20 protein-coding genes and 5 tRNA genes are annotated in these 19,830 nt (G+C 55.0%); 16 read left to right on the top strand and 9 right to left on the bottom strand.

Annotated features, from left to right (window positions below; all coding sequences use genetic code 11):
• Positions 1 to 3 precede the first annotated feature (3 nt).
• The 12 genes from tolR (at position 4) to pnuC (ending at position 7,262) form a co-directional block, all read left to right on the top strand.
• Positions 4 to 432 carry a colicin uptake protein TolR gene (gene tolR / locus HV355_RS15890; RefSeq protein ID WP_003858589.1) on the top strand — a complete coding sequence of 143 codons (429 nt, stop codon included), beginning with the start codon at positions 4 to 6 and terminating at the stop codon, positions 430 to 432.
• A 28-nt stretch (positions 433 to 460) separates the two neighbouring features.
• Positions 461 to 1,714 (top strand): cell envelope integrity protein TolA, encoded by a 1,254-nt coding sequence (gene tolA / locus HV355_RS15895; RefSeq protein WP_100165268.1) that lies wholly within the window; start codon positions 461 to 463, stop codon positions 1,712 to 1,714.
• A 134-nt stretch (positions 1,715 to 1,848) separates the two neighbouring features.
• Positions 1,849 to 3,141: a Tol-Pal system beta propeller repeat protein TolB gene (gene tolB, locus HV355_RS15900; protein WP_089598921.1), complete on the top strand. Its 1,293-nt coding sequence runs from the start codon at positions 1,849 to 1,851 to the stop codon at positions 3,139 to 3,141.
• Between the two features lie 35 nt (positions 3,142 to 3,176).
• The gene (pal, locus tag HV355_RS15905; RefSeq protein WP_003858578.1) at positions 3,177 to 3,698 is read left to right on the top strand and encodes a peptidoglycan-associated lipoprotein Pal; all 522 of its coding nucleotides are present in this window, start codon (positions 3,177 to 3,179) and stop codon (positions 3,696 to 3,698) included.
• A gap of 9 nt (positions 3,699 to 3,707) precedes the next feature.
• Entirely contained in the window at positions 3,708 to 4,502 is a 795-nt protein-coding gene (cpoB, locus tag HV355_RS15910; protein WP_100165267.1) for a cell division protein CpoB, read from the top strand.
• A 161-nt stretch (positions 4,503 to 4,663) separates the two neighbouring features.
• Positions 4,664 to 4,739 (top strand) — tRNA-Lys (locus HV355_RS15915).
• A gap of 27 nt (positions 4,740 to 4,766) precedes the next feature.
• Positions 4,767 to 4,842, top strand: a tRNA-Val gene (locus HV355_RS15920).
• 3 nt (positions 4,843 to 4,845) lie between these two features.
• Positions 4,846 to 4,921, top strand: a tRNA-Lys gene (locus tag HV355_RS15925).
• 146 nt (positions 4,922 to 5,067) lie between these two features.
• Positions 5,068 to 5,143 (top strand) — tRNA-Lys (locus HV355_RS15930).
• Positions 5,144 to 5,166: 23 nt separating this feature from the next.
• Positions 5,167 to 5,242, top strand: a tRNA-Lys gene (locus tag HV355_RS15935).
• Between the two features lie 234 nt (positions 5,243 to 5,476).
• The gene (gene nadA / locus HV355_RS15940) at positions 5,477 to 6,520 is read left to right on the top strand and encodes a quinolinate synthase NadA (RefSeq protein ID WP_182402593.1); all 1,044 of its coding nucleotides are present in this window, start codon (positions 5,477 to 5,479) and stop codon (positions 6,518 to 6,520) included.
• Positions 6,521 to 6,542: 22 nt separating this feature from the next.
• Positions 6,543 to 7,262, top strand: a complete 720-nt coding sequence (gene pnuC, locus HV355_RS15945; RefSeq protein WP_010428749.1) for a nicotinamide riboside transporter PnuC — start codon at positions 6,543 to 6,545, stop codon at positions 7,260 to 7,262.
• Here the strand turns inward: pnuC and zitB are convergent.
• Together zitB and HV355_RS15955 are read right to left on the bottom strand one after the other, a co-directional pair.
• Positions 7,259 to 8,194 (bottom strand): CDF family zinc transporter ZitB, encoded by a 936-nt coding sequence (zitB, locus tag HV355_RS15950; RefSeq protein ID WP_182402595.1) that lies wholly within the window; start codon positions 8,192 to 8,194, stop codon positions 7,259 to 7,261. The genes pnuC and zitB overlap by 4 nt on opposite strands.
• A gap of 99 nt (positions 8,195 to 8,293) precedes the next feature.
• Positions 8,294 to 8,674, bottom strand: a complete 381-nt coding sequence (locus tag HV355_RS15955; protein WP_029485008.1) for a YbgS-like family protein — start codon at positions 8,672 to 8,674, stop codon at positions 8,294 to 8,296.
• 304 nt (positions 8,675 to 8,978) lie between these two features.
• Here HV355_RS15955 and aroG point away from each other — a divergent pair, with 304 nt between their 5' ends.
• Positions 8,979 to 10,031, top strand: a complete 1,053-nt coding sequence (gene aroG / locus HV355_RS15960) for a 3-deoxy-7-phosphoheptulonate synthase AroG (RefSeq protein WP_010428756.1) — start codon at positions 8,979 to 8,981, stop codon at positions 10,029 to 10,031.
• A gap of 61 nt (positions 10,032 to 10,092) precedes the next feature.
• On the opposite strand, the gene gpmA is transcribed toward aroG, so the two are convergent.
• From gpmA to modE, 7 genes are all read right to left on the bottom strand, one after another.
• Positions 10,093 to 10,845, bottom strand: a complete 753-nt coding sequence (gene gpmA, locus HV355_RS15965) for a 2,3-diphosphoglycerate-dependent phosphoglycerate mutase (RefSeq protein ID WP_089598926.1) — start codon at positions 10,843 to 10,845, stop codon at positions 10,093 to 10,095.
• Between the two features lie 275 nt (positions 10,846 to 11,120).
• On the bottom strand, positions 11,121 to 12,164 hold the full coding sequence (gene galM / locus HV355_RS15970; protein ID WP_182402597.1) for a galactose-1-epimerase: 1,044 nt from the start codon (positions 12,162 to 12,164) through the stop codon (positions 11,121 to 11,123).
• A complete protein-coding gene (galK, locus tag HV355_RS15975) occupies positions 12,158 to 13,306 on the bottom strand; it encodes a galactokinase (RefSeq protein ID WP_089598928.1) in 1,149 nt (382 codons plus the stop codon). Before galK ends, galM begins: the two co-directional genes overlap by 7 nt.
• A 3-nt stretch (positions 13,307 to 13,309) precedes the next feature.
• A complete protein-coding gene (galT, locus tag HV355_RS15980) occupies positions 13,310 to 14,356 on the bottom strand; it encodes a galactose-1-phosphate uridylyltransferase (protein WP_182402599.1) in 1,047 nt (348 codons plus the stop codon).
• A 9-nt stretch (positions 14,357 to 14,365) separates the two neighbouring features.
• Complete coding sequence (gene galE / locus HV355_RS15985) at positions 14,366 to 15,382, bottom strand: UDP-glucose 4-epimerase GalE (RefSeq protein ID WP_042719422.1); 1,017 nt, start codon at positions 15,380 to 15,382, stop codon at positions 14,366 to 14,368.
• A gap of 201 nt (positions 15,383 to 15,583) precedes the next feature.
• Positions 15,584 to 17,056: a molybdate ABC transporter ATP-binding protein ModF gene (gene modF / locus HV355_RS15990; RefSeq protein WP_182402601.1), complete on the bottom strand. Its 1,473-nt coding sequence runs from the start codon at positions 17,054 to 17,056 to the stop codon at positions 15,584 to 15,586.
• Positions 17,057 to 17,123: 67 nt separating this feature from the next.
• Positions 17,124 to 17,912 (bottom strand): molybdenum-dependent transcriptional regulator, encoded by a 789-nt coding sequence (gene modE / locus HV355_RS15995; protein WP_182402603.1) that lies wholly within the window; start codon positions 17,910 to 17,912, stop codon positions 17,124 to 17,126.
• A gap of 127 nt (positions 17,913 to 18,039) precedes the next feature.
• Between modE and HV355_RS16000 the strand changes: the two genes are divergently transcribed.
• The 3 genes from HV355_RS16000 (at position 18,040) to modB (ending at position 19,829) form a co-directional block, all read left to right on the top strand.
• Entirely contained in the window at positions 18,040 to 18,189 is a 150-nt protein-coding gene (locus HV355_RS16000) for an AcrZ family multidrug efflux pump-associated protein (protein WP_008501118.1), read from the top strand.
• A 177-nt stretch (positions 18,190 to 18,366) separates the two neighbouring features.
• The gene (modA, locus tag HV355_RS16005) at positions 18,367 to 19,140 is read left to right on the top strand and encodes a molybdate ABC transporter substrate-binding protein (RefSeq protein WP_182402605.1); all 774 of its coding nucleotides are present in this window, start codon (positions 18,367 to 18,369) and stop codon (positions 19,138 to 19,140) included.
• Entirely contained in the window at positions 19,140 to 19,829 is a 690-nt protein-coding gene (modB, locus tag HV355_RS16010; RefSeq protein ID WP_010428783.1) for a molybdate ABC transporter permease subunit, read from the top strand. Before modA ends, modB begins: the two co-directional genes overlap by 1 nt.
• Position 19,830 lies beyond the last annotated feature (1 nt).

Here is a 19,830-nt window from a genome sequence, read left to right on the forward strand (position 1 = left end):
ACCATGGCCAGATCGCGTGGACGAGGTCGTCGCGAGCTCAAGTCCGAAATCAATATCGTTCCACTGCTGGACGTACTGCTGGTACTGCTGCTGATCTTTATGGCGACAGCGCCCATCATTACCCAGAGTGTGGAAGTGGATCTGCCGGATGCGACAGAATCACAGGCGGTAAGCACCAATGACGATCCTCCGGTCATCATTGAGGTTTCCGGTGTAGGGCAGTACAGCGTCGTGGTCGAGAAAGATCGTATGGATCAACTGCCGCCCGAGCAGGTTATTGCTGAAGCGCAACGACGCCTGGAGTCAAATCCGAAAACGGTCTTCTTAATCGGTGGCGCGAAAGACGTGCCTTACGATGAAATTATTAAAGCGCTGAACTTGCTACATAGTGCGGGCGTTAAGTCTGTTGGCTTAATGACTCAGCCTATTTGATCATCTGCGTAGTTTTTGGGAACCGATAGTGTCAAAGGCAACCGAACAGAACGACAAGCTTAAGCGAGCGATAATCGTCTCCGCAGTACTGCACGTTATTCTTTTTGCAGCGCTGATCTGGAGTTCGTTCGACGAGCACATTGATGCATCAGCTGGCGGCGGTGGGGGGTCTTCCATCGATGCCGTCATGGTGGATCCCGGTGCGGTAGTGCAGAACTATAATCGTCAGCAACAGCAGCAGGCGAGCGCAAAACGTGCTGAAGAGCAGCGTGAAAAACAGGCGCAACAGCAAGCGGAAGAACTGCGTGAAAAGCAGGCCGCGGAGCAGGAGCGTCTGAAGCAGCTTGAGAAAGAGCGTTTGCAGGCGCAGGACGCGGCGAAAGAGCAGGCTGAGCAGCAGAAACAGGCTGAAGCCGCAGCGAAGAAAGCGCAAGAACAGCAGAAACAGGCGGAGGAGGCTGCGGCCAAAGCCGCTGCGGATGCGAAAGCACAGGCAGATGCGCAGGCTAAATTAGCCGCAGACGCTGCGAAGAAAGCCGCTGCTGACGCTCAGAAGAAAGCTGAAGCGGAAGCCGCGAAGAAAGCAGCTGCCGATGCTCAGAAGAAAGCTGAAGCGGAAGCCGCTAAGAAAGCCGCTGCTGATGCTCAGAAGAAAGCTGAAGCGGAAGCCGCGAAGAAAGCCGCTCAGGAAGCAGAGAAGAAAGCTGCTGCCGAGGCGGCGAAGAAAGCGGCTGCTGCCGAGAAAGCCGCAGCTGAAAAAGCGGCCGCCGCAGAAAAAGCCGCAGCCGATAAAAAAGCTGCAGCCGCGAAGGCCGCTGCCGATAAGAAAGCAGCCGCCGAAAAAGCCGCTGCGAAAAAGGCTGCTGCCGCTGAAAAAGCAGCCGCTGCTGCAGGCGTTGACGATCTGCTGGGCGATCTCAGTTCAGGTAAGAATGCACCGAAAACGGGTGGCGGAGCGAAAGGAAACAACGCAGCGCCGTCTGGAAGTGGTAACACTAAGAGTAACGGTGCATCAGGCGCTGAAATCAACGGTTATGCCGCGCAGATTAAATCCGCTATCGAAAGCCGATTTTATGATGCGTCTTCCTACACCGGTAAAACGTGTACGCTGCGTATAAAACTGGCGCCGGATGGGATGCTGCTCGATATTCAGTCTGAAGGTGGCGATCCAGCCTTATGTACTGCTGCACTGGCTGCAGCGCGTCAGGCGAAGATGCCAAAACCGCCTTCTCAGGCCGTGTATGAAGTCTTTAAAAATGCGCCACTGGACTTCAAACCTTAAGTTACATTTTCCCCGTGCAAACGGGGGAAAATAGACCAGGTTTAGTCACAGGGTTCAGGTAGTTTTGTCTATTTGAGTTTGTTAACATTCTGCTAAATTATCGTGGGTAAGGTTACCCAGATAAGGGAGATATGATGAAGCAGGCATTACGTGTAGCATTTAGTTTTTTAATGCTGTGGGCAGCTGTGCTGCATGCAGAAGTACGTATCGAGATCACCCAGGGGGTGGACTCGGCGCGCCCAATCGGCGTTGTTCCGTTCCAGTGGGCTGGCCCGGGTGCGGCGCCTGAAGACATCGGCGGCATTGTAGCCGCTGACCTGCGTAACAGCGGCAAATTCAACCCATTAGATCGTTCTCGCCTGCCACAACAGCCGGGCACCGCGCAGGAAGTACAGCCTGCGGCGTGGTCTGCGCTGGGTATTGATGCGGTCGTGGTCGGTCAGGTAACGCCTGCCCCAGACGGTGGCTACAACGTGGCTTATCAGCTGGTCGATACCGGCGGTGCGCCAGGTACCGTTCTGGCTCAGAACACTTATAAAGTGAACAAGCAGTGGCTGCGCTATGCGGGCCACACCGCAAGTGACGAAGTGTTTGAGAAGCTGACCGGTATTAAAGGTGCATTCCGTACTCGTATCGCTTACGTGGTTCAGACCAACGGCGGTCAGTTCCCGTATGAGCTGCGCGTTTCTGACTACGATGGCTACAACCAGTTCACCGTTCACCGTTCTCCACAGCCGCTGATGTCTCCGGCGTGGTCTCCTGACGGTTCCAAACTGGCCTACGTAACCTTCGAAAGCGGTCGTTCTGCGCTGGTTATCCAGACGCTGTCTAATGGTGCCGTGCGTCAGGTTGCGTCGTTCCCACGTCACAACGGTGCGCCTGCGTTCTCTCCGGATGGCTCAAAGCTGGCCTTTGCCCTGTCTAAAACCGGTAGCCTGAACCTGTACGTGATGGACATCGGTTCTGGTCAGATTCGTCAGGTGACGGATGGCCGTAGCAACAACACCGAACCAACCTGGTTCCCGGACAGCCAGAACCTGGCCTTCACGTCCGACCAGGCCGGTCGCCCACAAGTTTATAAAGTGAATATCAACGGCGGAGCGCCGCAGCGTATTACCTGGGAAGGTTCTCAGAACCAGGATGCTGACGTCAGTGCCGATGGTAAAACGATGGTAATGGTCAGTTCTGCGGGTGGTCAGCAGCACATTGCCAAACAAGATCTGGTAACGGGTGGCGTGCAAGTTCTCTCGTCAACGTTCCTGGATGAAACGCCAAGTCTGGCACCTAACGGCACGATGGTAATCTACAGCTCTTCTCAGGGGATGGGATCTGTGCTGAATCTGGTTTCTACAGATGGGCGTTTCAAAGCGCGTATTCCGGCAACTGATGGACAGGTAAAATCACCTGCCTGGTCGCCGTATCTGTAAATAATAATTAATTGATTACTAAAGGAATCTTAGAAATGCAACTGAACAAAGTGCTGAAGGGGCTGATGATCGCTCTGCCTGTAATGGCAATCGCAGCGTGTTCTTCTAACAAGAACGCAAGCAATGACCAGAGCGGTGAAGGCATGATGGGTGCCGGCACCGGTATGGACGCTAACGGCAATGGCAACATGTCTTCTGAAGAGCAAGCGCGTCTTCAGATGCAGCAGCTGCAGCAGAACAACATCGTTTACTTCGATCTGGATAAATACGACATCCGTTCTGATTTCGCTGCGATGCTGGATGCTCACGCAAACTTCCTGCGTAGCAACCCGTCTTACAAAGTCACCGTAGAAGGTCACGCGGACGAACGTGGTACTCCAGAGTACAACATCTCCCTGGGTGAACGTCGTGCTAACGCTGTTAAAATGTACCTGCAGGGTAAAGGCGTTTCTGCTGACCAGATCTCCATCGTTTCTTACGGTAAAGAAAAACCTGCAGTACTGGGTCACGACGAAGCGGCTTACTCCAAAAACCGTCGTGCCGTACTGGTTTACTAAGAGAATGGCATGAGCAGTAACTTCAGACATCATCTCATGAGTCTGTCGTTACTGGTTGGAATAGCGGCCCCCTGGGCCGCTTTTGCTCAGGCACCAATCAGTAGTGTCGGCTCAGGCTCGGTAGAAGACCGGGTCACTCAACTCGAGCGTATTTCTAACGCTCACAGTCAGCTTTTAACCCAACTCCAGCAGCAGCTTTCCGATAACCAAAATGATATTGACTCTCTCCGCGGCCAGATCCAGGAAAGCCAGTATCAGTTGAACCAGGTTGTGGAACGCCAGAAGCAGATCTTACTGCAGATGGATAGCCTGAGTAGCGGTGGTGCAGCAGCACAGCCAGCTGCGGGCGACCAAAGCGGTGCGGCGACAGCGACACCTGCTCCGACAGCAGATGCGCCAGCCTCTTCAGGCGCGCCTGTACAGAGCGGTGACGCGAATACTGACTACAACGCGGCTATCGCCCTGGTACAGGACAAATCTCGCCAGGACGACGCTATCGTTGCGTTTCAGAACTTCGTGAAGAAGTACCCTGATTCCACTTACCAGCCAAATGCGAACTACTGGCTCGGTCAGCTGAATTACAACAAGGGTAAAAAGGACGATGCGGCGTTTTATTTTGCCTCAGTGGTGAAAAATTACCCGAAATCGCCAAAAGCGCCGGATGCGATGTATAAGGTCGGCGTGATCATGCAGGACAAAGGTGACACTGCGAAGGCCAAAGCGGTGTATCAGCAGGTTGTCACAAAATTCCCGGGTACCGAAGGTGCCAAACAGGCGCAAAAACGTCTGAGTTCGATGGGATGATTATCGCATGACCAGAAATCGTGTTATTTCTGGTCGTGCCGCATGATTCGTAAGCAGTTAAGTGATCTTCATCGAAATTTTTGTTGCGCAGAATTCTTAAATCAGTAATATATGCCGCCGTTGCCACGGGATATCAAACAACGTGAAAACAGCGTAAAAGTGGGTCGTTAGCTCAGTTGGTAGAGCAGTTGACTTTTAATCAATTGGTCGCAGGTTCGAATCCTGCACGACCCACCACTTAACGCAAAACCAGTAGTACAGAGTGGGTGATTAGCTCAGTTGGTAGAGCATCTCCTTTACACGGAGGGGGTCGGCGGTTCGAGCCCGTCATCACCCACCACTCGGGTCGTTAGCTCAGTTGGTAGAGCAGTTGACTTTTAATCAATTGGTCGCAGGTTCGAATCCTGCACGACCCACCAATTTTAATATCTTACTGAGATATTAAACGTGAAGGATAACGTTGCTTTAGCAACGGCCCGAAGGGCAAGGCGAAGCCGAGTCATCCTGCACGACCCACCACTTTCCGGTGGTACCGAGTAAAAATCTTCGAAGTCAGCACCCGAATGGGTCGTTAGCTCAGTTGGTAGAGCAGTTGACTTTTAATCAATTGGTCGCAGGTTCGAATCCTGCACGACCCACCACTTCGAAGAAAAAATCCCGCAAGGGGTCGTTAGCTCAGTTGGTAGAGCAGTTGACTTTTAATCAATTGGTCGCAGGTTCGAATCCTGCACGACCCACCAATGTAAAAAAGCGCCCTAAAGGCGCTTTTTTGCTATCTGGCGTTTCAGAATCCTCTCTTGTAGGTCGTGTAAGGCGAAGCCGCCACCCGACAAATGCTAACCGCACCTATACCCGGTGACTTTTCTTCTCAAATTCGCTATCTTGTTTAGTATACAAAACACAATTGCCGACCGTTTTGCTATGTTGCGCAAAATAAAGGCAATATTGTTAAGCCAGTAAAACGAGAAGCCATAATGAGTGTGATGTTTGATCCCGAAGCCGCAATCTATCCGTTTCCGCCAAAGCCTGTACCGCTGAGCCTGGATGAAAAGCAATTCTATCGCGAGAAGATCAAGCGTCTTCTCAAAGAACGAGATGCAGTAATGGTGGCCCATTACTACACCGACCCGGAAATCCAGCAGCTGGCGGAAGAGACCGGCGGGTGTATTTCTGACTCACTGGAGATGGCACGCTTCGGTGCCAAACATCCCGCTTCCACGCTGCTGGTTGCTGGCGTGCGCTTTATGGGTGAAACGGCAAAAATTCTCAGCCCTGAAAAAACCATTCTGATGCCGACGCTCAACGCAGAGTGTTCGCTCGATCTCGGCTGCCCTGTTGAGGAATTCACCGCGTTCTGCGATGCCCATCCTGACCGCACCGTGGTGGTCTATGCCAATACGTCTGCGGCGGTAAAAGCCCGCGCAGACTGGGTGGTGACCTCCAGCATCGCCGTTGAACTGATTGAACATCTGGATAGCCTGGGTGAGAAAATTATCTGGGCGCCTGACCGCCATCTCGGTAACTACGTTCAGAAGCAAACCGGCGCAGATGTTCTCTGCTGGCAGGGCGCGTGTATCGTTCACGACGAATTTAAGACTCAGGCGCTGACGCGTATGAAGGCGCTGTACCCGGAAGCGGCCATTCTGGTGCATCCAGAGTCGCCTCAGTCGATTGTCGATATGGCCGATGCGGTTGGCTCAACCAGCCAGCTTATCAACGCGGCCAGAACGCTGCCTCACAAGCAGCTTATCGTGGCTACCGATCGCGGTATCTTTTACAAAATGCAGCAGGCGGTGCCGGAAAAAGAGCTACTCGAAGCGCCAACCGCAGGCGAGGGGGCAACGTGCCGCAGCTGTGCGCACTGCCCGTGGATGGCGATGAACGGCCTGAAAGCGATTGCCGAAGGGCTCGAGACGGGCGGGGCAGCGCATGAAATTCATGTTGATGCGGCGTTGCGAGAAGGTGCGTTAATTCCGCTTAACCGCATGCTGGATTTTGCGGCTACACTACGTACTTAATTTATTCAGAACCGGGGAAAAGATGGATTTTTTTAGCACGCAGAACATTTTGGTTCATATACCGATTGGTGCGGGTGGCTATGACCTGTCATGGATTGAAGCCGTTGGCACGCTGGCGGGGTTACTCTGCATCTGGCTGGCGAGCCTGGAGAAGATCAGCAATTACGCGTTCGGGCTGATTAACGTCACGCTGTTTGCGATTATCTTCTTCCAGATCCAGCTCTACGCCAGCCTGCTTTTGCAGCTGTTTTTCTTTGCCGCCAATATTTACGGCTGGTACGCGTGGTCGCGTCAAAACAGCCAGCAGGAAGCCGAGCTGCAGATCCGCTGGCTGCCGTTGCCGAAAGCCATCGCCTGGCTTGTCGCCTGCGTGGCGGCTATTGGTTTGATGACCGTTTATATCAACCCGGTGTTTGCGTTTCTGACGCGCGTTGCCGTTTCGGTCATGTCCGGACTCGGTTTGAGTGTCACGATGCCTGAACTCCAGCCGGATGCCTTCCCGTTCTGGGATTCCTGCATGATGGTGCTGTCGATTGCGGCGATGATCCTGATGACCCGAAAATATGTCGAGAACTGGCTGCTGTGGGTCATCATCAACGTCATTAGCGTGGTGATTTTCGCCCTGCAGGGCGTCTATGCCATGTCGCTGGAATATCTGCTGCTAACCTTCATTGCCCTGAACGGCAGCCGTATGTGGATTAACAGCGCGCGTGAGCGAGGCTCTCGCGCGCTTTCCCACTAATGGTGATGATGTGAATGGCCGGACTGCGCCTCGTTCAGGTGGCAGTCTGGCCCGTTACAGGGCTGATACTCCATCTGGATCGTCGAATGGGCAATCTCATAGTGACGTTCCAGAAAATGCTGGATACGTTCGAGCAGCGCGTCGTGATCGTGGGGTGGGATCACCTGAACGTGCAGCGTCATGACAGGCTTTTCTCCGACCAGCCACACGTGAACGTGGTGGACGTTTCGCACTTCCGGAATCGAGCGGCTCAGATTTCGTCTCAGCTCACCAATGTCAATTGACGTGGGGGCACCTTCCAGCAACTCATTGACGCTCTCTTTCAACAGCCGCCAGGCGCTGCGTAGCACCAGACAGGAGACGAGCACCGAAAGAATCGGGTCGATGGGTGTCCATCCCGTCCCGAGAATAATCAGCGCAGCCACAATCGCCCCAACGGAGCCGAGCAGATCCCCCAGAACATGCAATGCCGCGGCACGCACATTGAGATTCTTTTCCCCGCTGCCGCGATGCAAAATCCAGAACGCCAGAATATTGGCAATCAGGCCCGCTATTGCGATGACCATCATGGTGGTTCCGGCGACGGGCTGTGGGTGTCTGAAGCGCTGAACGGCTTCCCAGACGATAAGGATGGTTATCACCACTAGCGCAATCGCGTTAACGAAAGCGGCAAGCGTAGTGAGCCTGAGCCAGCCAAACGTGTGGCGAGCATTGGGTGGACGGCGTGAGAACTGGACGGCGAGCAGGGCAAACAGCAGGGCTGCCGCATCGGTAAGCATATGTCCCGCATCTGCCAGCAGGGCCAGAGAACCTGAGATTATCCCCCCAATGACCTCGATAACCATAAACGTTGCCGTGACGCCAAACGCCAACAGCAGCCGTTTGGCATTTTCATCGCCGGAGGTGGGGGAAGGGGAGTGTGTGTGCGCCATGTCATCTTTCCTGATTTGTTATTATTTTTAGTGTAGCGTTTTTAAGAGCTTAAATAAAAAAGGAGAGCACGCGCTCTCCTTTATTCAGATTACTCAGCGTTACTGCGTGGTACCGTCAGTTTTGGTATCCGCATCACTGCCGACTTTGTCATTTGGATCCGGACAGCGGCCGTCTTTACACATGGAGTTTTTGTGCACTTCATCTTTGGTCATGCCGTCGTGATTCATAGTGCCGGAATCAGTACCATTGGGATGTAGCATGGTGCCGCCGGTTTGGGTATTTCCGGAATTGATTTGGCTGTTATCGACATTATTTGGCGCGATGTTTTGTTTAGCATCAGGGGCTACCTGGCCTGCAGCGGCGGCTGCATTGGCATCGCCGTTGCTGTCTGATGAGCCCGTGTCAGCGGCCAGGACGCTACCGCTTGCCAGGGTGAGTGTGGCGGTCAGAAAGAGAGTTGCCAGTTTCGTCATTTTCATCATGCTGCTCCTGTTCTTTTCGTTACGCTGGATAACATTCTCCAACAGTGCATCTTGTTCAAAGGCGAAAGATACCAGCATACGGACTTACGTCAGTATGGAATCGTGTTTAATCACACAAAAATGGTTGTTACAGTTAAAAAGCTTAGGTTAGATCTCATTTTTCGCTATTTTGTGGCGATTTTTAGGCGAATTCCAGGAATTATCTGCGTGAAGTGTAAAAGCCCGTTTACACTTCCTGGCCGACAAGTTAGATTGAAAGCATTGCTTTCACTACTAAAGATATGGCAAGGCCGGAAAGAAGATGAATTATCAGAATGACGATTTACGCATTAAAGAGATCAATGAGTTATTACCTCCTGTAGCACTCCTTGAAAAATTCCCCGCCACTGAAAATGCTGCAAATACGGTGTCTCATGCCCGCAAAGCGATCCACAAGATCCTGAAAGGCAGCGACGATCGTCTTCTGGTGGTGATTGGCCCGTGCTCTATTCACGACCCTGCTGCCGCGAAAGAGTATGCTGCCCGTCTGCTCACCCTGCGTGAAGAGCTGAAAGGCGAGCTGGAAATCGTGATGCGCGTCTATTTTGAAAAACCGCGCACCACCGTGGGCTGGAAAGGGCTGATTAACGATCCGCATATGGATAACAGCTTCCAGATCAACGACGGTCTGCGCATTGCCCGCAAGCTGCTGCTGGAAATCAACGACAGCGGCCTGCCTGCCGCGGGTGAGTTCCTGGACATGATTACGCCACAATACCTGGCAGACCTGATGAGCTGGGGCGCAATTGGTGCCCGCACCACGGAATCTCAGGTTCATCGCGAGCTGGCGTCCGGTCTCTCTTGTCCGGTTGGCTTCAAAAACGGCACTGACGGCACCATTAAGGTGGCTATCGACGCCATCAACGCAGCGGGCGCGCCACACTGCTTCCTCTCCGTGACCAAATGGGGTCATTCCGCCATTGTGAACACCAGCGGTAACGGCGACTGCCATATCATTCTGCGAGGCGGCAAAGAGCCAAACTACAGCGCTAAACATGTCGCGGAAGTGAAGGTCGGGCTGGAAAAAGCCGGACTGTCGCCGCAGGTGATGATCGACTTCAGCCACGCCAACTCCAGCAAGCAGTTTAAAAAGCAGATGGAAGTGGGGGCAGACGTTTGCCAGCAGATCGCCAGCGGTGAGAAAGCGGTGATCGGGGTGATGATTGAAAGCCATCTGGTTGAAGGTAACCAGAATCTGGAAGGCAGTGAACCGCTGGTTTACGGTAAGAGCGTCACCGATGCCTGTATTGGCTGGGACGATACCGACGCCATCCTGCGTCAGCTGGCGAATGCGGTAAAAGCGCGTCGCGGCTGAGTCCTCAGGCACAAATAAAAAAGCGCGGAAGGCTCCGCGCTTTTTTTATGCCTTGCGAAAATTACTTCGCTTTACCCTGGTTCGCGACAGCCGCTGCTTTCGCTGCGATCTCATCCGCGTTACCCAGATAGTAATGTTTGATTGGCTTGAAGTTTTCGTCGAACTCATACACCAGCGGTACGCCAGTTGGGATGTTCAGCTCGAGGATTTCGTCTTCACCCATGTTGTCCAGATATTTCACCAGCGCACGCAGGGAGTTACCGTGAGCGGCGATGATCACGCGCTCACCGCTTTTCAGGCGTGGCAGAATGGTTTCATTCCAGTATGGCACAACGCGGTCGATGGTCAGCGCCAGGCTTTCAGTTTGTGGCAGTTCTGCGTCGGTCAGTTTAGCGTAACGTGGGTCGTGACCCGGGTAGCGCTCGTCATCTTTGGTCAGCTCAGGCGGGGTTACCGCGAAGCCGCGACGCCACTGTTTAACCTGCTCGTCGCCATATTTCTCAGCGGTTTCCGCTTTGTTCAGACCCTGCAGCGCACCGTAGTGACGCTCGTTCAGTTTCCAGGATTTCTCAACCGGCAGCCAGGCCTGATCCAGTTCGTCCAGCACGTTCCACAGGGTGTGGATGGCACGTTTCAGCACAGAGGTGTAAGCAAAATCAAAGGTGAAGCCTTCATCCTTCAGCAGTTTACCTGCCGCTTTGGCTTCGCTTACGCCTTTCTCAGACAGATCAACGTCGTACCAACCGGTGAAGCGGTTTTCGTTGTTCCACTGGCTTTCGCCGTGGCGCACCAGAACCAGCTTAGTTACAGCCATATCGTACTCCTCATAAGCTTTATTGAATGATAACAATTCTCATTATATTGCCGTGGACGTGCCAGCAGCAACGCTTAACCCTAACCATAGCGAAAATAGTCTCTGAGTGTAAGATGCTTGTGAATCCAGGGTTATGATTTTGTCTGCGATCGGCGGTATTTTCAGCAAGACGAGCAGAAAAAAGCCCTCGCTGTGAGGGCTGGCATTTTTTGCCGGATGGCGCTTCGCTTATCCTGCCTACCCGTAGGCCCGTGCAAGCGTAGCGCCGCCGGGCATTAAGCGCGCGGAATGAAATGATACTCTGTGACGCTCACGTACTCTTCGCCGGGGCGCAGCACGCAGTCCGGCTGCGGCCATTCCGGATGATTCGGGCTGTCGGGCAGGAACTCGCTTTCCAGCGCCAGCCCTTGCCAGTCGCTGTACTCCTCGTGCTCGCGCGCCGTCGTGCCGCCGAGGTAGTTGCCTGAATAGAACTGCAGGGCAGGGGCGGTGGTATAGACCGTCATCTGCAGCTTCTCATCCGCAGACCAGACCTGTGCAGCAGGTTGCTTCACATCACCTTTGGCCTGCAGCAGGAAAGCGTGGTCATAACCTTTCACCTTGCGCTGATCGTCATCGCTCAGGAAATCCTGGGCGATAGTTTTCACGCTGCGGAAGTCAAAGCTGGTCCCGCCCACCTCTTTCAGCCCCTGATAAGGAATACCCATCTCATCAACCGGCAGATATTCATCCGCCAGGATCTGTAGCCTGTGGTGACGCACGTCGCACTGGTTACCGTCCAGGTTGAAGTACGCATGGTTAGTCAGGTTGACCGGACACGGCTTGTCGATCGTCGCACGGTATTCAATGGCGATACGGTTGTCGTCGGTCAGCGTAAAGCGCGCAGAGGCGATAAGGTTCCCCGGGAAGCCCTGATCGCCATCAGGTGAATCCAGCGAGAGCAGCACTTCCCCGTCGTTTTGACGAACAATCTTCCAGCGGCGTTTATCAAACCCGTCCGGTCCGCCGTGCAGCTGGTTCTCACCCTGGCTTGGCAGCAGGGTGTACTGCACGCCGTCGAGTTCAAAACGGCTCTTCGCGATACGGTTAGCATAGCGCCCAACGGACGCGCCCAGATAGGCGGACTGATTAATATACTGCTCAGGCGAGGCGCAGCCGAGCAGAGTCTCGCGTACGCTGCCGTCCGGCATCGGTACGCGGGCAGAAAGAAGGGTGGCACCCCAGTCCATCAGCGTAACGACCATCCCCGCGCTGTTGCGCAGGGTTAACAGGCGATACGGCAGACCATCCGGTGCAAGGGTAGGTGTTTCGTTTAGCACTGTCCGGCTCCTTGTGATGCTTTACAAACATAGAAGGTTTCTTTGATACCCGTTTTTGCTTCGTACTGCTTCGCCACGGCGTCCTGTACGGCTGGGACCAGCTCTTCAGGCACCAGCGCAACGATGCAGCCGCCAAAACCGCCGCCCGTCATGCGCACGCCGCCTTTGTCGCCAATGGTGGCTTTGACGATGTCCACCAGGGTGTCGATCTGCGGAACGGTGATTTCAAAATCATCGCGCATGGAGGCGTGAGATTCCGCCATCAGCTCACCCATGCGTTTCAGATCGCCTTTCGCCAGTGCGGACGCGGCTTCAACGGTACGGGCATTTTCCGTCAGCACGTGACGAACGCGTTTGGCGACAATCGGATCCAGCTCATGCGCCACTTTGTTAAATTCATTGAGCGTGACGTCGCGCAGGGCAGGCTGCTGGAAGAAGCGGGCGCCGGTTTCGCACTGTTCGCGGCGGGTGTTGTACTCGCTGCCCACCAGCGTGCGTTTGAAGTTGCTGTTGATAATCACCACGGCCGCGCCTTTTGGCAGGGGAACGGCTTTGGTACCCAGGGAACGGCAATCAATTAACAGGGCATGCTCTTTTTTGCCCAGCGCGGAGATCAGCTGGTCCATAATGCCGCAGTTACAGCCCACGAACTGGTTTTCTGCTTCCTGACCGTTCAGGGCGATTTGCGCGCCATCCAGCGGCAGATGATAAAGCTGCTGGAACACGGTTCCCACGGCGACTTCCAGAGACGCAGAGGAGCTTAAGCCCGCACCCTGCGGCACGTTGCCGCTGATCACTAAATCCGCACCGCCAACGTTCTTGTTACGCTTCTGCAGATGCTTCACCACGCCGCGCACGTAATTAGACCACTGCTGGCTGTCGTGCGTCACAATCGGGGCATCGAGGGAAAATTCGTCCGTCTCATTACCGTAATCTGCCGCAATCACGCGGACTTTACGGTCGTCGCGCTTCGCGCAGCTGATGACGGTCTGGTAATCGATGGCGCACGGCAGCACGAAACCGTCGTTATAGTCGGTGTGTTCACCGATCAGGTTAACGCGGCCAGGCGCCTGGATAACGTGGGTGGCAGGGTAGCCAAATTTCTCAGCAAACAGGGATTGTGTTTTATCTTTCAGACTCATTTTTTAGACTCCTGATTCGCGATAATGGACGTCGCTAACGGCACGCAGACGTTCTGCCGCCTGTTCCGCCGTCAGGTCACGCTGGGTTTCCGCCAGCATTTCATAGCCCACCATAAATTTACGCACCGTCGCAGAGCGCAGCAGCGGCGGATAGAAATGGGCGTGCAGCTGCCAGTGTTGATTCTCTTCGCCGTTAAACGGGGCGCCGTGCCAGCCCATGGAGTACGGGAAGGAGCACTGGAAGAGGTTGTCGTAACGGCTGGTCAGCTTTTTCAGCGCCAGGGCAAGGTCGTCACGCTGCGCGTCGCTGAGATCGGTAATGCGCTTCACGTGCGCTTTCGGCAGCAGCAGCGTTTCAAACGGCCAGGCGGCCCAGTAAGGGACAACGGCCAGCCAGTGTTCGGTTTCCACCACGGTGCGGCTGCCGTCGGCCAGCTCGCGCTGCGTGTAATCCACCAGCATCGGCGAACCGTTTTCCGCGTAATACGCTTTCTGCAGACGGTCTTCACGCTCGGCTTCGTTGGGCAGGAAGCTGTTCGCCCAGATCTGGCCGTGCGGGTGCGGGTTAGAGCAGCCCATCGCCGCGCCTTTGTTTTCAAACACCTGCACCCACGGATAGCTCTGCCCCAGCTCTGCGGTTTGCGCCTGCCAGGTGCTGACCACCTCTTTCAACGCGTCCACGCTCAGCTCCGGCAGCGTTTTGCTGTGATCGGGCGAGAAGCAGATCACGCGGCTGGTCCCGCGCGCGCTTTCGCAGCGCATCAGCGAATCGTGGCTTTCCGGCGCGTCCGGGGTATCGGTCATCAGGGCGGCAAAATCGTTGGTGAACACGAAGGTGCCTTTGTAGTCCGGATTTTTATCCCCGGTGACGCGCGTGTTGCCCGGACAGAGGAAGCAGTCCGGGTCGTGCTGTGGCAGCGTCTGTTTTGCAGGCATCTCCTGCGCCCCCTGCCAGGGGCGCTTGGCGCGATGCGGAGAGACCAAAATCCACTGCCCGCTTAGCGGGTTAAAACGACGATGCGGGTGATCGACGGGATTAAATTGCGTCATGACGAATCCTTAGTCCGGATAGCCCTGCGGATGGCGTGACTGCCAGTGCCAGGTATCCTGTGCCATTTCATCAAGCGTGCGGGTAACACGCCAGTTAAGCTCTTTATCGGCTTTGGTGGCATCGGCCCAGTAAGCAGGCAGGTCGCCATCACGACGCGGGGCGAAGTGGTAGCTCACCGGCTTACCGCAGGCTTTGCTGAAGGCGTTAACCACGTCCAGCACGCTGCTGCCGACTCCGGCACCGAGGTTGTAAATATGCACGCCCGGTTTGTCAGCCAGCTGCTGCATCGCCGCCACGTGGCCGTCTGCCAGATCCATCACGTGGATGTAGTCACGCACGCCGGTGCCGTCTTCGGTAGGGTAATCATTGCCAAAAATCGCCAGCGAGTCGCGGCGGCCTACGGCGACCTGGGCGATGTACGGCATCAGGTTATTCGGGATGCCCTGTGGATCTTCACCCATATCTCCCGACGGATGCGCGCCGACCGGGTTGAAGTAACGCAGTAACGCGATGCTCCACTCCGGCTGTGCTTTTTGCAGGTCGGTCAGGATCTGCTCCACCATCAGCTTGCTTTTGCCGTACGGGCTTTGCGGGGTGCCGGTCGGGAAGCTTTCAACGTAAGGGATTTTGGGCTGATCGCCGTAGACGGTGGCGGAGGAGCTAAAGATAAAGTTTTTGACGTTCGCTGCGCGCATGGCTGAGATGAGACGCAGGGTACCGTTAACATTGTTATCGTAATACTCAAGCGGTTTCGCAACGGATTCACCGACGGCTTTCAGACCCGCGAAGTGGATCACTGCTTCGATGGCGTGGTCGTGAAGGATCTCGGTCATCAGCGCTTCGTTGCGGATGTCGCCTTCCACGAAGGTCGGCTGTTTTCCACCAAGACGTTCAATCACCGGCAGCACGCTGCGCTTACTATTGCACAGGTTATCGAGGACGATCACATCGTGACCATTTTGCAGCAGCTGCACACAGGTATGACTTCCGATGTAACCGCTACCACCTGTTACCAGAACTCGCATAATTCGCTCCATTGGGCTTATGGTATGTAATAACCATAGCATAACAGAGACGCGAAAAGTGTGACATGGGATAAAATAGTGGAATCGTTTACACTCGGTTTTACACTCGCTTTTTCAATGACTGATGACATTCTAGATCAAAGGGATAGCGATGTATTGATGCAAGTTATCTGAAAAAGCGGAGGGCAGTGCCCTCCACGATTAATCGATTTTGCTGAGAAGGTAGCGATAGCGCTCGCCGTCGGGGACAAACTCAAGGCGATGCGTGATGCAGGTGGGCGCATCTTCGGCATGGTGTGAAACGAACAGCAATTGCGTTTCGCCCTCACTAATGAGGATATCGACAAAGCGACGGACCAGCTGGCGGTTTAGCGGATCCAGCCCCTGAAGCGGTTCGTCGAGAATCAACAGCGTCGGGTGTTTTACCAGCGCGCGAACAATGAGTGCCAGGCGCTGCTGTCCCCACGAAAGGCTATGGAACGGCGTGTCAGCAACCCGGCTGTCCATGCCCAGAATATCCAGCCACTGCTGAACCAGCTTGTGCTGTCTGTCCGACACCGCCTGATAAATGCCGATGGAGTCAAAATACCCGGAGAGGATCGCGTTGCGCACCGTGGTACTGACGCGGTAATCCAGATGCAGGCTGCTGCTGACGTAGCCAATGTGCTTTTTGATATCCCAGATGGTTTCACCGCTGCCGCGACGTCGGCCAAACAGCGTCAGATCGTTGCTGTAGCCCTGCGGGTGATCGCCGGTGACCAGGCTCAGCAGCGTCGATTTCCCCGCGCCGTTAGGGCCGACAATCTGCCAGTGTTCGGCGGGATTAACCGTCCAGCTAAGGTGGTTCAGGATCGGTCGATCGTCATAGGAGACCACGCCGTCGCGCAGAACGATAAGTGGCTGGTGGGGATCGAGCCCGTGGCGCGCCGCCGGGGCGTCGGGCTCCGGAAGCGTGATACCGTCCAGTTTTTCGCTGTGTGCTAGCTGAGCAATCAGCGCCTGCCTGAGCAATGCGGATTTTTCCCCGGTTTCGGTCAGATTGCAGTCTGCCAGTACGCCCGCGTTCTGCACGAAATCCGGAATTTCATCAAAGCGGTTAAGCACCAGTACGATGGTGTAACCATCCTGATTAAGCGTTCCTAACAGGGCGGCCAGCTGGGCACGGGAGTGCACATCCAGCCCGTCGAACGGCTCATCCAGAATCAGCAGTTCCGGCTGGCTCATCAATGCCTGGCACAGCAGCGTTTTGCGCGTCTCGCCGGTGGAAAGGTATTTGAAGCGCCGGTTCAGCAGGGCGGAGATGCCAAACTGCTCCGCCAGCTGTTGGCAGCGGGCTGGGTTTTTGACCTCGTCCTGAATAATTTCTGCTGTGGTGCGACCGGTATCATCTTCACCGGGGCTGAGCAGGTCGGTGTTGTTGCGCTGCCACTCATCGCTCACCAGCTTCTGGAGCTGTTCAAACGACAGGCGCGTCAGGCGGGTGAAGGTGTTCTGGCGTTCGCCTTTAAGCGGGGTTAGCTCTCCGGCCAGAGCTCGCGCCAGCGCTGATTTTCCGCTGCCGTTGGTTCCCACAAACGCCCAGCTTTCGCCTGCGCGCAGCGTTAAATCAGGAAGGGTCAGCGTTCGGGTATCGCTAAGACGAAACGTGCCTTGCGAAATATGCAATGATGACATGAGGTATCCCATTTTTTGCAGCGATAGATGTCAGGGATACTGGCTGTCGGCGCGATTGTCAATGCACTCAGCACAATGTGGCGATAATCACCCGGTCAGCGTTGAAATATGCGGTAACGACAGCACCTTCTTCTAGATCGTTCGCCTCCGCAACGGGGAGCGTCGCGCAGAGAGGTTGCCCATCCGGCAGCGTCATCAGTACTTCGCACTGTTCTTCGCCGCGTTCGATATGGCTGATGGTGCCCTGCAGCTGGTTATCTGCACCACTGGCCTGCTCCGGGTTGCGCGTAATGCTGACCCACGGCGCTTTGAGCAGCACCAGTACCTCTTTGCCTTCGTCCAGACCAAGGCGCTGCCCGCTCTGCGCGGTGATCGCGGCTTTCAGACGAGTAGTCCCATCCGCAAGCAGGATGTCGATATGCTGCTGCACCTGAGCGTCGTCACGAGCCGTGACCTTGCCAAACCACTGATTGCGGGCGCTGGTCTGCAGTGAAAAACGTGAAATGGCGGCCAGCAGACTGTCCAGCGGGACGTTGTCATCATCGCTCAGTACATCGAAGGCTTTTTGCTGGATCTGCGCCAGGAGATCGTAGAGCTGGATCAGACGCTGACCGTAACGCGTCAGGACGGCTCCACCGCCGCCTTTGCCGCCTGTTGCACGGTCAACCAGCGTTTGCTCGCTCAGGGTGTTCATCTCATTGATGGCATCCCAGGCGCTTTTGTAGCTGATGCCCGCGTTTTTGGCACCCTGGCTAATCGAGCCTGTTTGTTCTATTTGTTTAAGCAGGGCGATACGTCGCGGGTCGGCAAAAAGCTTTTGCTGAAGTCGTAAGGTGAGGAGAATTTCGGCCTGCATAACAGTGTCCTGGCAAAAAGTGTATTGTGACCCAAATGGCGCAGGGCGCAAAGTGCACCGCACAAAAGGGGATGTTTTTCTCACTTGAAAGGGTAGAATAAGCCGTTCACAATAACTGGAGAAAACCATGTTAGAGTTGTTGAAAAGTCTGGTATTCGCGGTAATCATGGTACCAGTAGTGATGGCCATCATCCTCGGTGCCATCTACGGCCTGGGTGAAGTGTTCAACGTCTTTTCGAACATTGGTCACCGAGACCAGGCAAAAAAGCAGCATTGATTCCCTCCAAAACGCCCGGTTAACCCGGGCGTTTTGCTCTCAAGTATTTCTTTCCATCGCCGATATCTTTCTTAGCAACAGGCCGTTTACTCATTAATCGGTACCATTTAACGCTGGGATCTCCCTGACGATACCGTTATATTAATATGTATATAACGATGATGACAGGAGCTACAGATGGCACGTACATGGGTACGCCTTTTTGCAGGGGCAACGCTGACGCTTTCTCTTACCGGGCATGCGCTGGCTGAAGAGGGGAAAATTACGGTGTTTGCGGCCGCCTCGCTGACCAATGCGATGCAGGACATCGCCGCTGAGTATAAAAAAGAGAAGAACGTTGATGTGATCTCGTCGTTTGCTTCCTCTTCGACGCTGGCGCGCCAGATCGAAGCGGGTGCACCTGCCGATCTGTTCATCTCTGCCGACCAGAAGTGGATGGACTACGCGGCTGAGAAAAAATCGATTGATACAGCAACCCGCGAAACGCTGCTGGGGAATAGCCTGGTGGTCGTGGCGCCGAAAGCCAGCGCTCAGGGCGATCTCACCATCAACAAGGCGACCGACTGGACCCGCTTGCTGAACGGGGGGCGTCTGGCGGTGGGCGATCCGGAACATGTGCCTGCCGGGATTTACGCCAAAGAAGCGCTGCAAAAGCTGGGTGCGTGGGAAAGCCTGTCTCCGAAGCTGGCCCCGGCGGAGGATGTTCGCGGCGCGCTGGCGCTGGTAGAGCGTAACGAGGCCCCGCTGGGGATCGTTTATGGCTCTGATGCCGTTGCCAGCAAAGGGGTGAAAGTGGTTGGTACGTTCCCGGAAGACTCGCACAAGAAAGTGGAATATCCTGTTGCGATTGTTGATGGACATAAAAATGCGACCGTGACGGCCTTCTATGACTATCTGAAGGGGCCAGACGCGTCTGCGATCTTTAAACGTTATGGATTTACGACTCACTGATGATATTGACCGATCCTGAATGGCAGGCTGTGCTGCTGAGCCTTAAAGTCTCTTCCCTCGCGGTTGCGCTGAGTTTGCCCTTTGGGATCTTCTTTGCCTGGTTACTGGTTCGCACCCGGTTTCCGGGCAAAGCCCTGCTTGATAGCGTTCTTCATCTTCCCCTTGTGTTACCGCCCGTGGTGGTCGGTTATCTTCTGCTCGTCTCGATGGGGCGACGCGGTTTTATCGGCGAGAAGCTCTACGACTGGTTTGGGCTGACGTTTGCTTTTAGCTGGCGCGGCGCGGTGCTGGCGGCGGCGGTGATGTCATTCCCGCTGATGGTGAGGGCTATCCGCCTCGCGCTGGAAGGCGTGGACATGAAGCTCGAACAGGCGGCACGCACGCTGGGCGCCGGACGTTTACGCGTCTTCTTTACCATCACGCTTCCGCTCACGCTGCCGGGCATTATTGTCGGAACGGTGCTCGCATTTGCCCGCTCGCTCGGCGAGTTCGGCGCGACCATCACCTTTGTCTCGAACATTCCCGGCGAAACGCGAACCATCCCGTCCGCAATGTATACCCTGATTCAAACCCCTGGCGGTGAGGGAGCGGCGGCGCGTTTGTGCATCATCTCGATAGTTCTGGCGCTGGCTTCTCTACTGGTATCTGAATGGCTGGCCCGGCTTAGCCGCGAGCGAATGGGGAAATAAG

This window comes from Enterobacter sp. RHBSTW-01064, assembly GCF_014103035.1.
GTDB lineage: Bacteria > Pseudomonadota > Gammaproteobacteria > Enterobacterales > Enterobacteriaceae > Enterobacter > Enterobacter mori.

Coding starts and splice junctions, on each gene's coding strand:
- pnuC (WP_010428749.1), top strand. CDS start 6,543: ATGGATTTTTTTAGCACGCAGAACATTTTGGTTCATATACCGATTGGT.
- modB (WP_010428783.1), top strand. CDS start 19,140: ATGATATTGACCGATCCTGAATGGCAGGCTGTGCTGCTGAGCCTTAAA.
- galK (WP_089598928.1), bottom strand. CDS start 13,306: ATGAGTCTGAAAGATAAAACACAATCCCTGTTTGCTGAGAAATTTGGC.
- modF (WP_182402601.1), bottom strand. CDS start 17,056: ATGTCATCATTGCATATTTCGCAAGGCACGTTTCGTCTTAGCGATACC.
- modA (WP_182402605.1), top strand. CDS start 18,367: ATGGCACGTACATGGGTACGCCTTTTTGCAGGGGCAACGCTGACGCTT.
- galE (WP_042719422.1), bottom strand. CDS start 15,382: ATGCGAGTTCTGGTAACAGGTGGTAGCGGTTACATCGGAAGTCATACC.
- gpmA (WP_089598926.1), bottom strand. CDS start 10,845: ATGGCTGTAACTAAGCTGGTTCTGGTGCGCCACGGCGAAAGCCAGTGG.
- modE (WP_182402603.1), bottom strand. CDS start 17,912: ATGCAGGCCGAAATTCTCCTCACCTTACGACTTCAGCAAAAGCTTTTT.
- tolB (WP_089598921.1), top strand. CDS start 1,849: ATGAAGCAGGCATTACGTGTAGCATTTAGTTTTTTAATGCTGTGGGCA.
- aroG (WP_010428756.1), top strand. CDS start 8,979: ATGAATTATCAGAATGACGATTTACGCATTAAAGAGATCAATGAGTTA.
- cpoB (WP_100165267.1), top strand. CDS start 3,708: ATGAGCAGTAACTTCAGACATCATCTCATGAGTCTGTCGTTACTGGTT.
- HV355_RS16000 (WP_008501118.1), top strand. CDS start 18,040: ATGTTAGAGTTGTTGAAAAGTCTGGTATTCGCGGTAATCATGGTACCA.
- galT (WP_182402599.1), bottom strand. CDS start 14,356: ATGACGCAATTTAATCCCGTCGATCACCCGCATCGTCGTTTTAACCCG.
- tolR (WP_003858589.1), top strand. CDS start 4: ATGGCCAGATCGCGTGGACGAGGTCGTCGCGAGCTCAAGTCCGAAATC.
- pal (WP_003858578.1), top strand. CDS start 3,177: ATGCAACTGAACAAAGTGCTGAAGGGGCTGATGATCGCTCTGCCTGTA.
- zitB (WP_182402595.1), bottom strand. CDS start 8,194: ATGGCGCACACACACTCCCCTTCCCCCACCTCCGGCGATGAAAATGCC.
- nadA (WP_182402593.1), top strand. CDS start 5,477: ATGAGTGTGATGTTTGATCCCGAAGCCGCAATCTATCCGTTTCCGCCA.
- HV355_RS15955 (WP_029485008.1), bottom strand. CDS start 8,674: ATGAAAATGACGAAACTGGCAACTCTCTTTCTGACCGCCACACTCACC.